Origin of the sequence: Rhodococcus sp. 11-3 (genome assembly GCF_023704055.1) — a bacterium.
GTDB lineage: Bacteria > Actinomycetota > Actinomycetes > Mycobacteriales > Mycobacteriaceae > Rhodococcus > Rhodococcus aetherivorans.
In genome coordinates this window covers 3,632,137-3,644,826 of record NZ_CP080406.1, presented here as the reverse complement: position 1 = coordinate 3,644,826, position 12,690 = coordinate 3,632,137, and the positions used below count along the sequence as shown (strand labels likewise).

Here is a 12,690-nt window from a genome sequence, read left to right as displayed (position 1 = left end):
ATCAGGGTCGTCGCCCATGCCGACGTGAACGGCGGCGGAAGGACCGGCACACCGGGACCGGGCGTCGCCGGAGCCCTGTTCCTCCCCCTTGCGGTCCAGAACTTCCTGATGGTCTACAACTCGACCGCCATGAACGTGGCCATGTCGGCCATAGTCGCGGATCTGCAGACCACTCTGACCGCCGTACAGTCGGCGATCTCGCTGTACTCCCTCGTCATCGCCGCGTTCCTGATCACGAGCAGCAAGCTCGGAGGCCGTCTCGGCTACCGACGAACCTTCGTCCTGGGCGCGCAGATCTTCGGGCTCGGCACGCTCATCACTGCCGTCGGCCCGAGTATCGTCTTCATGTTGGTCGGCTGGTCCCTGCTCCAGGGGATCGGCGTGGCACTCATGATCCCGGCCATGCTTGCCCTGCTCACCGACGCCCTGACCGGCGCCACGCGGACGAGGGCGTTGTCGACGATCGGGACGGTCGGCGGGGTCGCCGCGGCGGCAGGCCCCATCGTCGGTGGCGTGATCACCAGTTTCCTGAGCTGGCGGGTGTCGTTCCTCATGGGAACCGTGGTGACGGTTGTCGTGCTGCTCCTCATGCGCCGGGTCGCCGAACCGGGGCGACGCAGCGTTCCGGCGGAGGATCGAGGGTTCGACGTCCTGGGAGCGGTGCTGTCCGCGACCGGATTCGGGCTCCTCGTCGTCGGGACGCTGCTGGCCGGCAGGTACGGCCTGGTCCGGGCCCGGCAGGACTTCGAGGTGCTCGGGTACACGGTGCTCGAACGGGGCGGGGTGTCGCCCGTGCTCGTACTGGGCGGCGCCGGGCTGGTGGTCCTGGTCGCGTTCGCCGCGTGGGAGCGCCACCTCGTCACGAACGGTCGAGATCCGCTGGTGCGGATCGCGGTGCTGCGAAATCGGACGACGCGGGCCGGCTCGGAGACCCTGGCGATGCAGGCGCTGGTGACCGCGGGTGTCCTGTTCCTGGTGCCGGTCTTCCTGCAGACGACGCTGGGTTTCGACGCGCTGTGGAGCGGCCTTGCCATGCTGCCCGTGACGCTGGGGCTGATCGTCGCCGCCTCGGCGGCGGCCCGGCTCGTCGCCGGCCGCCGAATGACTCATCGGACCGCCCAGCTGTGGTCGTTCCTGTTCATGATCGCGGGCTGCGTCGCGGTCGCCGCCATGTTCGACCCGCGCGAGACGGGGCAGACCGCGACGGGCCTGGCGCTCGCGCCGGGGCTCTTCCTCCTCGGTGTCGGCCAGGGCATGACGATGACGCTGACCGACCTGATCCAGTCGACGCCGCCGGCGGAGGAGGTGAGCGACGTGACGGGCCTGTCGCGGAGCATCAACTACCTCGGGAGCTCACTCGGAGTGGCACTGGCCGGTGCGTTCCTGACGACGGCGCTGGTCTCCTCGTTCCAGTCGGGGTGGACGACAGCGCCGTGCTGAACGCCGCGGAGAAGCAGCTCGTCCAGCAGACGGTAGACCAGCAGGTCCAGGTCACCGCGCTGAGCGACGACCAGGTCGGTGCCAACCTCGCGGCACGGGGCGTCGGGGGTCCCGCTGCCGACGAGCTCGTGCGGATCAACGCCGACGCCAGGAACCGGGCCCTGACCTTCGCCGTCGGCGCCATGGCGGTCATGTCGACCGTCGGCTACGTTGTCGCGCTACGACTCCCGCGGGTACCTGCCCGGCGTCGGTGACCGGGGGCGCCCTCGTTTGCGCAACCGCCCACGTCGGAGACCGGGACAGTCCTACACTCGGCGCATGGCTGCGCTGCGGGTGGCGGACGAACCGGTGGACTCTTCGAAGCTCGACAACCGGGCGCCGTCGGTGGCCCGGCTGTTCGTCGACCGGGTTGCGGCGACTCCCGAGGCCGAGGCCTTCCGGTATCCGAAGGGTGACGGCTGGGAGAGCGTGACCTGGAGGCAGGTGGGCGAGCGGGTCGACACGCTCGCCGCGGGCCTGATCGCCCTGGGGGTCCAGCCTCAGGATCCGGTCGCGGTCGCGTCGTCGACCCGGTACGAATGGGTGCTCGCCGACTTCGCGGTGATGTGCGCCGGTGCCGCGACCACCACGATCTACCCCACGACCAACGCCCCCGACGTCGCCTTCATCGTCGCCAATTCGGGCAGCGGCGTCGTGATCGCGGAGGACCGGACCCAGGTCGACAAGCTCGTCGCCCACCGCGCCGACCTGCCGAAGGTGCGGACCGTGGTGGTCATCGACGGCGAGGGCGACGGGGACTGGGTCATCAGCCTCGCCGACCTGGAGGACAGGGGCCGGAAACTGCTTGCCGAGTCGCCCCGCGTCGTCGCCGACCGGGTCGACGCGATCCGGCCCGAACAGTTGGCCAGCATCATGTACACCTCCGGCACCACCGGGAAGCCGAAGGGCGTGCTGCTGCCGCATTCGGGGTGGACGTACACGGCTGCGGCCGTCGACGCGGTGAACATCCTGGGACCCGACGATCTGAACTTCCTCTGGCTGCCGCTGTCGCACGCCTTCGGCAAGGTCATGCTGGCGCTGCCCCTGCAGATCGGTTTCACCACCGTGATCGACGGCCGCGTCGAGAAGATCGTCGAGAACCTCGCCGTCGTGCATCCCACCTTCATGGGCGCGGCGCCGCGCATCTTCGAGAAGGCACACGCCCGCATCGAGGCGATGATCGCCGAGGAGGGCGGGGCGAAGAAGAAGATCTTCGACTGGGCCCTCGGCGTCGGACTGCGTGTCTCGCAGGCCCGGCAGGAGGACCGCGCACCCTCTCGCCTCGACCGGCTCCGGTATCGGCTCGCCGACCGTCTCGTGTTCTCCACCATCAAGGAGCGTTTCGGCGGTCGCCTGCGGTTCTTCGTCTCGGCGGCGGCCCCGCTCGACCGTGCCGTGGCGCAGTGGTTCGACGCCGCCGGCATCATCATCCTCGAGGGGTACGGCCTGACCGAGACGTCCGCCGCGTCGTTCATCAACCGCCCGTACGCGTACCGGCTCGGCACCGTCGGCTGGCCCTTCCCGGGCACGGAGGTGCGGATCGCCGGCGACGGGGAGGTACTGCTGCGCGGGCCGGGCGTCATGGACGGCTACCACGAGCGGCCCGATGCCACCGCAGAGGCCCTCGAACCCGACGGCTGGTTCCACACCGGCGACATCGGGGAACTCGACGCCGACGGGTTCCTGCGGATCACGGACCGCAAGAAGGATCTGTTCAAGACCAGCCAGGGCAAGTACGTCGCGCCGTCCGCGATCTCCGCCACCTTCAAGGGCATCTGCCCCTATGCCAGCGAGATCGTCGTGTACGGCGAGAGCCGGCCCTACTGCGTCGCCCTCGTCGGTCTCGATGCCGAGGCGATCACAGAGTGGGCGGACAAGAACGGCATGGCCGGCAGGGAGTTCGGTGAGATCGCCCGGGACGAGCGGACCCGCGAGCTGATCGCCGGCTGCATCGACCGGCTCAACGACCGGCTCAACCGCTGGGAGCAGATCAAGAAGTTCACGGTCCTCGACCGGGAGCTGTCCATCGAGGCGGGGGATCTGACGCCCAGCATGAAGCTGCGCCGCAAGCTGGTGGTCGACAATTTCGCCGACCGGATCGAGCAGCTCTACGTCTGACGCCCGTCGCGGCTCACCGCCCTGCGGAACCTGCTATCGGGTGCTTGCGCCGACCGTGGCGTACGCCTCCGCCAGCAACGCGACGACGCCGTCGTCGAGCTGATCCGGGGTGGCGATGCTCAACCGGTGGGTCGTCACCTTTCCGGTGGTCGGAAAGGCCTCCCGCAGCTGCGGGTGATGGACCCGCCGCGGCAGGTCGATCGCGATCTCGAGCCGCGACGAATAGACGAATGCCGCCGCGAACACGCGACCGCGCCCCCACCGCACCTCGGCGGTGCGGACCTGCTCCTCGACGTCGTCGCCGAGGCCCAGCACGAGCGTGCGGAGCCGGCAGAACATGTCGACGGCGGCGGCATCCTTGTCGGCCAGGTAGTCGTCGATCGTCGCGTGCATCGCGGGCTCCTCGCCTGGGTGGCTCAACGGGACCGGCCGTAACGGTCGGCGAGCTTGTCTTCGGTGCTGCGCTCCACCGGAGCGGGCACCGGTTCGGCCTCGGGGGCGGCGGCCGGCGCCGGGTCCTTCCGCTTGCGGCGCTCGCGCAGCTCCGCCCATACGAAGTACCCCAGGCCCAGCGGCGCCATGATCCCGAACGCCACCCACTGCAGCCCGTACGACAGGTAGGGGCCGGCGTCGAGCTGCGGCAACGGGATCGTGCCCAGCCCCCCGGCCTGGTTCTCGGACAGCTGCAGGTATCCGCCCGTCAGCTCCAGGCCGGTGAACGCCGCGATCTGCGCAGGGTCGATCGAGTAGACCTGGGTGTGGCCGGCGTCGCGGAACGGGGTCTTGCCCTCGGCGGTCCCCTCGGACATCCGCAGGCGGGCGTCGACGGTCACCGGACCGGCCGGTGCCGGGGCGAACCCGGGGATCTCGGTGCCCCGCTCCGGGCGCACGTATCCACGGTTCACCAGGACGGTGCGGCCGTCGGCGAGCCGGAACGGCGTGAGCACCTCGTAGGCGGGGGAGGACTCGACGCTGCGCAACCGCACCAGCAGGTCCGAATCCGGGAGGTAGGACCCGGTCGCGACGACGCGCCGCCACTCGTCCTCCGGTGCCGGCGCGGCACCGGTCAGCAGCTCCTCCACCGGCACGGGGTCCGTGGCCAGCGAGGCGGTGATCCGGTCGTTGCGCTCCTCGGTGGTGGTGTTCTTGCCGAGCTGCCACGGCGCGAGCACGGTGAAGCACGCGTAGGCGAAGCCGCCCACCACCAGGGCCAGCACCAGCCAGCTCGGGCGGAGCAGGAACGTCAGTCGTCGCACGTAACCACGGTAACCGGTGACGCGGGCCTCATTGCCGTCGCACCCAGTCGAGCAGGCCCGGGATCGCCGCCTCGATCTGCTGCCGGACCAGTTCGAACTCGTGCCGGTCGCCGTAGTACGGATCCGGTACCGACTCGCCCTCGGCGTCCGGGTCGAAGCTGCGCAGCAGCACCCGGCGCTCGGCGGGCACCCCGAGCTGCGCGAGCACCCGGTCGTGGCCGGCGTCCAGTGCGACCACCAGATCGGCGGCGAGCTGCTCGTCGGTCACGCGCCGGGCGCAGTGCCCGGTCGGGTAGCCGTGCCGCCGCAACAGGTCCGTGGTGCGTGGATCCGCGTCCTCGCCGGCGTGCCAGTCGCCGGTGCCGGCGCTGGTGACCCGCACGCGCTCGGCGAGACCGGCCCGGCGGAGGTGCTCGGCGAAGATCTTCTCGGCCATCGGCGACCGGCAGATGTTGCCGGTGCACACGAACGTCACGTGCAGGCGCTCAGCGGTCACCGGTCAGCATCCTCGTCAGTTCGTCGACGCTCGCCGTGGACCGGTGGGCGACGGCCGCCTCGTCGTCGGCGCCGTACCCCCACTCGACGAACACCGTCGGAATACCCCACCGCGCCGCGCCCGTCACGTCGTGCTCGCGGTCGCCGACCATGACCACGCCCGCGGTGCCGCCGTCCTCCGCGGCGACCGGGTCCACCCCGAGCGAGGCCAGACTGTGCGCGATCACGTCCGACTTCGCCCGCCGGCTCCCGTCGTCGCTCGCGCCGCCGATGAACTCGAAGTGGGCGGCCAGCCCGAAGTGCTCGAGGATGCGGACGGCGAAGCCCTGGTTCTTCGACGTCGCGACGGCGAGCCGGCTCCCGGCGTCGCGCACCCGCTCGAGCATCGCCGCCACCCCGTCGAACACGGAGTTCTCCGCCCAGCCGCGCGCGTCGTAGCGCTCGACGTACGCGGTCAGCGCCCGATCCACCTGCTGTTCGTCGAGACCGAGCCCGCGCAGTGTGTCGATCATCGGCGGACCGAGGACCCGCTGTGGCTCGTCGTGCGCCGGTTCCGGAACGCCCACCGTGGCGAGCGCATGCCGGAACCCGTCGAGCACGCCCGCCGCCGAGTCCGTGAGGGTGCCGTCGAGGTCGAACAGCACGACGGGCGCGGGCAGCAGCAGTGGATGCAGGTCGGCGAGAGTCGTCACGTCCCCATTGTCCCGGCTCCCGGCGAAGCCCGCCGCGTAGGGTCTCGGGCAGCACCCGGGAGACGACGAAGGAGGAGCGGTGACGGCGGTGGCGCTGCGCGAGGTGATCGACGTGCTCGAGACGGCCTATCCGCCGTCGCTGGCCGAGTCGTGGGACTCCGTCGGGCTGGTCGCCGGTGATCCCTCCGAGCCCGTGAGCAGGGTCCTGCTCGCGGTCGACGCGACCGCCGCCGTCGTCGACGAAGCCCTGGCCTGGGGTGCGCAGTTGCTCCTCGTGCACCACCCGCTGCTGCTGCGCGGCGTCGACACCGTCGGCGCGCACACCCCGAAGGGCGCCCTGATCCACCGGCTCATCCGAGGCGGCTGCGCGCTGTTCACCGCCCACACCAACGCCGACCGTGCCGACCCGGGCGTGTCCGATGCGCTGGCACAGGCGCTCGGCCTGACCGGCCTGCGGCCGATCGAACCCAAGCCCGAACCGGCGGTCGACAAGTGGGTGGTCCTCGTGCCCGCCGACTCGGCCGAGACGGTGCGCGCCGCCCTGTTCGACGCCGGTGCGGGCCGGCTCGGGAACTACCGCGAGTGCTCCTGGACCACCTCCGGGACCGGACAGTTCCGTCCCGAGGCCGGGGCGGATCCGGCGGTCGGCACCGTCGGCGAACTCGAACGCCTGGCCGAGGACCGCATCGAGGTCGTGGCCCCGCGATCGGTGCGCGGCCGGGTGCTTGCTGCCCTGCGCGCGGCGCACCCGTACGAGGAACCCGCGTTCGACGTGCTCGAACTCGCCGATCTGCCCGGCTCCCGAGGTCTCGGCCGGGTCGGAGAACTCCCGGCGCCGCAGACGCTGCGCGAGTTCACCGAGCGGGTCGCGGCCGCACTGCCGGCCACCGAGTGGGGGGTGCGCGGTGCCGGCGACCCCGACCGGATGATCGGCACCGTTGCGGTGTGCGGCGGCTCCGGCGACTCCTTCCTCGGCACCGTCGGCCGGCTCGGCGTCGATGCCTACGTCACCGCGGACCTGCGGCACCATCCCGCCGACGAGCACCTGCGCGCCGGCGGCCCCGCGCTTGTCGACGTCGCGCACTGGGCCAGCGAGTACCCGTGGTGCGCCCAGGCGAAGGGTGTGCTCGACGACGTGTTCGCCGACCGCGACGGCTGGTCGACCCGCGTCAGCGCGCTGCGCACCGATCCCTGGACCACCGCAGCCCGGTAGGTCCGGGTTCCCCGTGACCGGCCGCGCGGTACGGTAGGCAGCTACCACCCCCCCTTGATCTCGTCGCCGAAAGCAGGAACCCGCCGAGTGAACGTCGAACCCGCCGTGCAGTCCAAGCTCCTGGCCCTCGCCGCTGTGGACACCGAGGTGACCCGCCTGGCGCACCGGCGCCGCACCCTGCCCGAACAGCAGGAGGTCGAGCGGCTCGAGGCGGAACGCACCGCGCGCCGGGACGCCGCCGTCGCTGTCGAGATCATCCTCGACGACCTCGACCGCGACATTCGCAAGCTCGAGGGGGAGGTCGAGGCGGTCCGCCAGCGGGAGGATCGCGACCGCAAGCTCCTCGCCGCCGGCGGAGTGGGCGCCAAGCAGCTGTCCGAACTCCAGCACGAGCTGACCAGCCTCGAACGCCGGCAGGCCCTGCTCGAGGACGAGCTGCTCGAGGTCATGGAACGCCGGGAGGCATCCAAGGCCGATCACGACCACGCCGGCGCGCGGTTGTCGAGCGTCGACGAGGAACTCGCCGACGCGGTCCGCCTGCGCGACGAGGCGCTCGCCGACATCGAGGTCGCCGAGCAGCGGTGCCTGAGCGACCGCGCGGCACTCGTGGAGGCTTTCCCGGCCGAGCTGGTCGACCAGTACGAGGCGCAGCGGACGAAGACGGGCATCGGCGCGGCCCTGCTGCAGGCGCGCCGGTGCGGCGCATGCCGCCTCGAGCTCGACCGCGGCGAGATCGCTCGCATCGCCGCCGCCGCCCCCGAGGTCCTCGTACGTTGCCCCGAGTGCAACGCGATCCTGGTGCGTACCAAGGAATCCGGGATTTGAGCCGGGTAGTTGTCGAGGCCGACGGCGGCTCGCGCGGCAACCCGGGCCCCGCCGGCTACGGTGCGGTGGTCTTCGGCGCCGACCATGAGGCGGTGCTGGCCGAGCGCAGCGCGAGCATCGGCCGCGCCACCAACAACGTGGCCGAATACCAGGGCCTGATTGCCGGATTGACCGCCGCCGCCGAACTCGGGGCCGACGAGGTCGACGTCCGGATGGATTCCAAGCTCGTCGTCGAGCAGATGTCGGGCCGATGGAAGATCAAGCACCCGGACATGATTCCGCTCGCCGCCCGCGCCCGCGAGCTGGCCCGGGGATTCTCGCGGGTCGAGTTCACCTGGGTGCCACGCGCGGAGAACGCCTACGCCGACCGGCTCGCCAACGAGGCGATGGACGCCGCCGCGTCGGTTGCTTCGGGTTCCGAATCCGCTTCTCCCACACCGGAATCGGCGGCCCCACCGGTGAAGTCGCCCGGCTGGACCGGCGCTGTCGGCACGCCCACCCGGATGCTGCTGCTGCGGCACGGGCAGACCCCGCTGTCGGTGGAGCGCCGCTACTCCGGCCGCGGCAACCCGCCGCTGACGGAACTGGGCCGTGCGCAGGCCCGCGCGGCCGCGCGTCGCATCGGCGAGCGCGGCAACGTCGCCGCGGTGGTGTCGTCGCCGCTCGGGCGGGCCCGGGAGACCGCCGATGCCGCGGCGTCGGCGCTCGGTCTGCCCGTGACGGTGCACGAGGGCCTCATCGAGACCGACTTCGGCAAGTGGGAGGGGCTGACCTTCCTCGAGGCGGCGCAGCGCGATCCCGATCTGCACCGGCGCTGGCTCGGGGACACGTCGGTGCGCCCGCCGGGTGGGGAGAGCTTCGACGAGGTCCGCGGCCGTCTCGCCACCGTCCGCGACGATCTGGTCGCGGAGTACGGCGGGGCGAACGTGCTCGTCGTCTCCCACGTCACGCCGATCAAGACACTGCTGCAGATGGCGCTCGACGCGGGGCCGTCGCTGCTGTACCGCCTGCACCTGGACCTCGCGTCGCTGAGCATCGCCGAGTTCTATCCCGACGGCGGCGCGGCCGTGCGGCTGGTCAACGACACGTCGCACCTGTAGGCGCCGTCGGCGCCGGTGTGTCTTTCGGGCTGCGCCCACCGCCCGAAGGACACACCGCCGGCAGCGTCCCGGCCGCTCACACCTGGAGTTTTCGGAGCGTGCGCAGGTTCCGCGTCGTGGTCACCGCCTTGTAGCGCGGTTTGCCGGTGTTCCGGCCGAAGGCGCTCTTGACCGTCTGCCCGCGCTCGACGTCCCAGTAGAGGACGCCGTTGCCCCGGGCGACGCGTTCGACCGCCGGGTCGAGACCCTCCGCCGTCGCCGCCAGTTCGTCCAGAACCGCGGGATCGGCGACGAACACCGCGTACGCGTGCCGGCCGTCACGCTCCTCGAACGGGTAGGCGTCGACGATCGCCGCGACGGCCGCCTGATCGTGGACGAACACGAACGCCTCGTACCCGAATCGATCACGCAGGGCCGCCTCGATCCGGGCCTTCGCTTCGGCGGTGTCGGCGGTGTCGGCATCGAACACCACGTTGCCCGAAGCGAGCACGGTGCGGACGTTGCCGAAACCGAGCCCGGCGAACACGTCCTTCAGATCCGCCATCGCGATGGTGATGCCACCGACGTTGATTCCCCGCAGCAGGGCCACATATCTCGCCATGGCGGTACCGTAGTTCGCATTCGAGACAGGTGAGGCAGTACCCTGATCGACGCGGACGAGTTGGCCGGGCGACCGCGGCTCAGGGAACCGGCACCGTGGCGGTGCCAGGCCCTGGATCGAGGAAAGTCCGGACTCCACAGAGCAGGGCGGTTGCTAACGGCAACCCGAGGTGACTCGCGGGACAGTGCCACAGAGAACAGACCGCCCACCCCTCGGGGTGGGTAAGGGTGAAACGGTGCGGTAAGAGCGCACCAGCGCCCCGGGTGACCGGGGCGGCTCGGTAAACCCCGCCCGGAGCAAGGTTGAAGGCCGCACCGACTCGTTCGGTGCGGCTGCGCAGGTGTCCGAGGGCTGCTCGCCCGAGCCTGCGGGTGAACCGCTCGAGGTACCCGGCGACGGTGTGCCCAGATGGATGGTCGCCACCCCGCCTCGGCGGGGTACAGGATCCGGCTTACAGGCCGGCTCGTCCGCCCACCCGGCTCAGATCGGGGCGACGACCAGCAGGTGCGCCCAGTAGGAGGCGGCCTCGTGCCCCAGGTAGGGGAGCAGGAAGTCGTAGAGCAGGTACGACATGCGGTGCCTTTCGAGTCGTCGAGCGGGGACCAGGGGCCGACGGTACCAGCCGCGCCGCGCGTGCGGGTTACCCCGAAACTCGGCGTCGGTTGGGGCAGACTGGGAGTCATGAGCGACGAGGGCTGGTACTACGACGTCCACACCGGAAAGGTCAGCCAGGGAAAGGACCCCAGTGCGCTGAACCGCATGGGGCCGTATCCGGACCGCGCCACCGCCGAACGGGCACTCGAGATCGCGGCCGAGCGCAACAAGGCCGCGGACGAGGCCGACGAGGAGTGGAACCGCTGAGCGGTTCCCCAGCACGGTGACGAACACCCGCATCGTCGTCGCGCCCGCGATCGACTTCGGTGCCGTCCGCGCCGAGTTCGCGCTCGACGACAGTTATCCCCTGGCCGCCGTCGCCGAGGCCGAGGCCGCGGTCGACCGCTGGTCCGCCGCGCGGGTGGACCGCACGGATCTGCCCCTGGTGACCATCGATCCGCCGGGCTCGATGGATCTCGACCAGGCGCTGCACCTCGAGCGCACCGTCGACGGCTTCGTCCTGCACTACGCGATCGCCGACGTCGCGGCCGTCGTCGCACCCGACGGCGCGCTCGACCGCGAGAGCCGGCGCCGCGGACAGACCTACTATCTGCCCGACGGGTCGGTCCCGCTGCACCCCCGGCCGTTGTCCGAGGATTCGGCCAGCCTCCTCCCCGGCCGCGTGCGTCCGGCGGCGCTGTGGCGCATCGTTCTCGACGACGCCGCCGAGCCCGTGGATGTGAGCGTGCGGCGCGCACTGGTCCGGTCCGTCGCCCGGTTCGATTACGCCGGAGTGCAGGCCGGCGTCGACGCCGGGGTCGTGCACCCGTCGATCGCGGCACTATCCGAGTTCGGCCGGTTCCGCGAGGCCGCGGCCCGCGCACGCGGCGCGATCGAACTGCGCCTGCCCGAGCAGGACGTGGTCGCCGACGGGAACGGCTGGCGGCTGACCACCCAGCCGCGCACCGAGGTCGACGACTGGAACTCGCACGTGTCGCTGCTGACCGGGATGTGTGCGGCGCGACTGATGCTCGACGCGCGGATCGGGCTGCTGCGGACCCTGCCGCCGGCCGCTCCCGAGGCCGTGGCGCAACTGCGGCGCACCGCCTCCGCCCTGGGAGTGCCGTGGCCGGACCAGGTGCCGGTGGGTACCTTCCTGGCCGGCCTCGACGTGAACCTGCCCGGCACCCTGGTGCTGATGAGCGAGGCCCCGGCGCTGCTGCGCGGCGCGTCGTACGTGGCGTTCGACGGTGCGATTCCGGAGCAGCCGGGACACGGGGCGATCGGTGCGCCGTACGCACACGTCACCGCGCCGCTGCGGCGGCTGGCCGACCGGTTCGTGACGGAGGTGTGCCTGGCGCTCTGCGCGGGCACCGACGTGCCGGACCCGGTGCGCGCCGTGCTCCCGGAGCTTCCCGAGACGATGTCCGGCTCCGACGCGCTCGCCGGGAAGGTGACCCGTGCGTGCATCGAACTCACCGAGGCGACGGTCCTCGCCCCGCACGTGGGGGAGTCGTTCGAGGCGACGGTCCTGCGTGCGGCGAACGGCCGCCGGGACGCCGAGGTGTTCGTGCCCGACGCCACCGTGATCGCCCCGTGCGCCGGCGAGCCGAAGGAGGGCAGCCGGATCCGGATCCGGCTGACGCACGCCGACCCGCAGGCCCGGAAGGTGCGGTTTGCGTACCCGGCGTGACGTCGCTGCCGGGCGGGAGCGGCGGCCGTGAACGCGTCCCGACCGCCGCGCCGGCCGCGGGGCCTGCTCGTCGGCCTCGCCGTCCTCACGACGGTGCTCGTGGTCCTGGCGGTGCTGGTGTTCCGCGTGGCACCGAGCCGGTATCTGCCCTGGGACACCGCCGACTTCCCGGACGTGGACACGTCGGCGTTGACGCTCCCGCAGGCGCGGATCGTGGAGTTGCTCGAGGACGAACACCGGACGCAGCGGCCCGGGACGTTCTACTCCGAGGGCGCCGAGGAGCCCTGGTGCGCGAACTTCGTCAGCTGGATCATGCGGGAAGCGGATCGGCCGCTGGCCAATCCGCATTCCGGGCACTGGCGGATCCCCGGCGTGTACACCCTGCAGGAGTACTACGAGTCGGTCGGACGATTCGAACCGGCCGGCGACGGGTACCGGCCGGCGGTGGGCGACGTGGTGCTGTACGAGAACGAGCTGTGGGTCGGCCAGCACACCAACATCGTCGTCGCGGTCGACGGCGACACCGCGACGACGGTCGGCGGCAACGAACTCGGCCGCATCCGCGTCCACACCGTCGACGTCACGTCCGACTCGGCGGTCGTCGGGTTCGGCCGCCTCGGGTGA

Annotated in this window: 14 protein-coding genes and 1 other RNA gene; 10 read left to right on the top strand and 5 right to left on the bottom strand. The window is 71.6% G+C overall.

The genetic code is table 11. The annotated features are described in order from the left end of the window. The first annotated feature begins 24 nt into the window (after nucleotides 1-24). The 3 genes from KZJ41_RS17005 to KZJ41_RS16995 all read left to right on the top strand — a co-directional run bounded on the left by KZJ41_RS17005 (nucleotide 25) and on the right by KZJ41_RS16995 (nucleotide 3,597). Nucleotides 25-1,440: an MFS transporter gene (locus KZJ41_RS17005; protein ID WP_251549340.1), complete on the top strand. Its 1,416-nt coding sequence runs from the start codon at nucleotides 25-27 to the stop codon at nucleotides 1,438-1,440. Continuing rightward, nucleotides 1,419-1,694: a hypothetical protein gene (locus KZJ41_RS17000; protein WP_251549338.1), complete on the top strand. Its 276-nt coding sequence runs from the start codon at nucleotides 1,419-1,421 to the stop codon at nucleotides 1,692-1,694. Before KZJ41_RS17005 ends, KZJ41_RS17000 begins: the two co-directional genes overlap by 22 nt. 64 nt (nucleotides 1,695-1,758) lie before the next feature. After that, the gene (locus KZJ41_RS16995; protein WP_006947691.1) at nucleotides 1,759-3,597 is read left to right on the top strand and encodes a long-chain fatty acid--CoA ligase; all 1,839 of its coding nucleotides are present in this window, start codon (nucleotides 1,759-1,761) and stop codon (nucleotides 3,595-3,597) included. A 33-nt stretch (nucleotides 3,598-3,630) separates the two neighbouring features. Here the strand turns inward: KZJ41_RS16995 and KZJ41_RS16990 are convergent, their stop codons facing one another. From KZJ41_RS16990 to KZJ41_RS16975, 4 genes are read right to left on the bottom strand one after another with little or no spacing between them, the layout of a single operon-like run. Continuing rightward, the gene (locus tag KZJ41_RS16990) at nucleotides 3,631-3,990 is read right to left on the bottom strand and encodes a DUF5655 domain-containing protein (RefSeq protein ID WP_006947692.1); all 360 of its coding nucleotides are present in this window, start codon (nucleotides 3,988-3,990) and stop codon (nucleotides 3,631-3,633) included. Nucleotides 3,991-4,013: 23 nt separating this feature from the next. After that, nucleotides 4,014-4,853: an SURF1 family protein gene (locus KZJ41_RS16985; RefSeq protein WP_006947694.1), complete on the bottom strand. Its 840-nt coding sequence runs from the start codon at nucleotides 4,851-4,853 to the stop codon at nucleotides 4,014-4,016. Between the two features lie 28 nt (nucleotides 4,854-4,881). Beyond that, nucleotides 4,882-5,349 carry a low molecular weight protein-tyrosine-phosphatase gene (locus KZJ41_RS16980; protein WP_256997111.1) on the bottom strand — a complete coding sequence of 156 codons (468 nt, stop codon included), beginning with the start codon at nucleotides 5,347-5,349 and terminating at the stop codon, nucleotides 4,882-4,884. Next, a complete protein-coding gene (locus KZJ41_RS16975) occupies nucleotides 5,339-6,040 on the bottom strand; it encodes an HAD hydrolase-like protein (protein ID WP_251549336.1) in 702 nt (233 codons plus the stop codon). The genes KZJ41_RS16980 and KZJ41_RS16975 overlap by 11 nt, the downstream gene beginning before the upstream one ends. Nucleotides 6,041-6,119: 79 nt before the next feature. Between KZJ41_RS16975 and KZJ41_RS16970 the strand changes: the two genes are divergently transcribed. From KZJ41_RS16970 to KZJ41_RS16960, 3 genes are all read left to right on the top strand, one after another. Continuing rightward, a complete protein-coding gene (locus tag KZJ41_RS16970; RefSeq protein ID WP_231772738.1) occupies nucleotides 6,120-7,253 on the top strand; it encodes a Nif3-like dinuclear metal center hexameric protein in 1,134 nt (377 codons plus the stop codon). Between the two features lie 87 nt (nucleotides 7,254-7,340). Continuing rightward, on the top strand, nucleotides 7,341-8,078 hold the full coding sequence (locus KZJ41_RS16965) for a zinc ribbon domain-containing protein (protein ID WP_043800857.1): 738 nt from the start codon (nucleotides 7,341-7,343) through the stop codon (nucleotides 8,076-8,078). Beyond that, nucleotides 8,075-9,178, top strand: coding sequence for a bifunctional RNase H/acid phosphatase (locus KZJ41_RS16960; RefSeq protein WP_006947709.1), 1,104 nt, complete (start codon nucleotides 8,075-8,077; stop codon nucleotides 9,176-9,178). Before KZJ41_RS16965 ends, KZJ41_RS16960 begins: the two co-directional genes overlap by 4 nt. Nucleotides 9,179-9,254: 76 nt before the next feature. On the opposite strand, the gene KZJ41_RS16955 is transcribed toward KZJ41_RS16960, so the two are convergent. Then, the gene (locus KZJ41_RS16955) at nucleotides 9,255-9,779 is read right to left on the bottom strand and encodes a DUF1697 domain-containing protein (protein ID WP_044476616.1); all 525 of its coding nucleotides are present in this window, start codon (nucleotides 9,777-9,779) and stop codon (nucleotides 9,255-9,257) included. A gap of 56 nt (nucleotides 9,780-9,835) precedes the next feature. On the opposite strand from KZJ41_RS16955, the gene rnpB reads away from it, so the two are divergent. The 4 genes from rnpB to KZJ41_RS16935 all read left to right on the top strand — a co-directional run bounded on the left by rnpB (nucleotide 9,836) and on the right by KZJ41_RS16935 (nucleotide 12,690). Beyond that, nucleotides 9,836-10,249, top strand: an RNA gene (rnpB, locus tag KZJ41_RS16950) — RNase P RNA component class A. Between the two features lie 211 nt (nucleotides 10,250-10,460). After that, complete coding sequence (locus KZJ41_RS16945) at nucleotides 10,461-10,640, top strand: hypothetical protein (protein ID WP_006947711.1); 180 nt, start codon at nucleotides 10,461-10,463, stop codon at nucleotides 10,638-10,640. Nucleotides 10,641-10,656: 16 nt separating this feature from the next. After that, on the top strand, nucleotides 10,657-12,066 hold the full coding sequence (locus tag KZJ41_RS16940; protein ID WP_251549333.1) for an RNB domain-containing ribonuclease: 1,410 nt from the start codon (nucleotides 10,657-10,659) through the stop codon (nucleotides 12,064-12,066). 27 nt (nucleotides 12,067-12,093) lie between these two features. Then, nucleotides 12,094-12,690: a CHAP domain-containing protein gene (locus KZJ41_RS16935; RefSeq protein ID WP_006947713.1), complete on the top strand. Its 597-nt coding sequence runs from the start codon at nucleotides 12,094-12,096 to the stop codon at nucleotides 12,688-12,690.

What these genes read in the sequence shown, in the direction of transcription:
- KZJ41_RS16955 (WP_044476616.1), bottom strand. Translation starts at nt 9,779, where the DNA reads ATGGCGAGATATGTGGCCCTGCTGCGGGGAATCAACGTCGGTGGCATC.
- KZJ41_RS16995 (WP_006947691.1), top strand. Translation starts at nt 1,759, where the DNA reads ATGGCTGCGCTGCGGGTGGCGGACGAACCGGTGGACTCTTCGAAGCTC.
- KZJ41_RS16945 (WP_006947711.1), top strand. Translation starts at nt 10,461, where the DNA reads ATGAGCGACGAGGGCTGGTACTACGACGTCCACACCGGAAAGGTCAGC.
- KZJ41_RS16990 (WP_006947692.1), bottom strand. Translation starts at nt 3,990, where the DNA reads ATGCACGCGACGATCGACGACTACCTGGCCGACAAGGATGCCGCCGCC.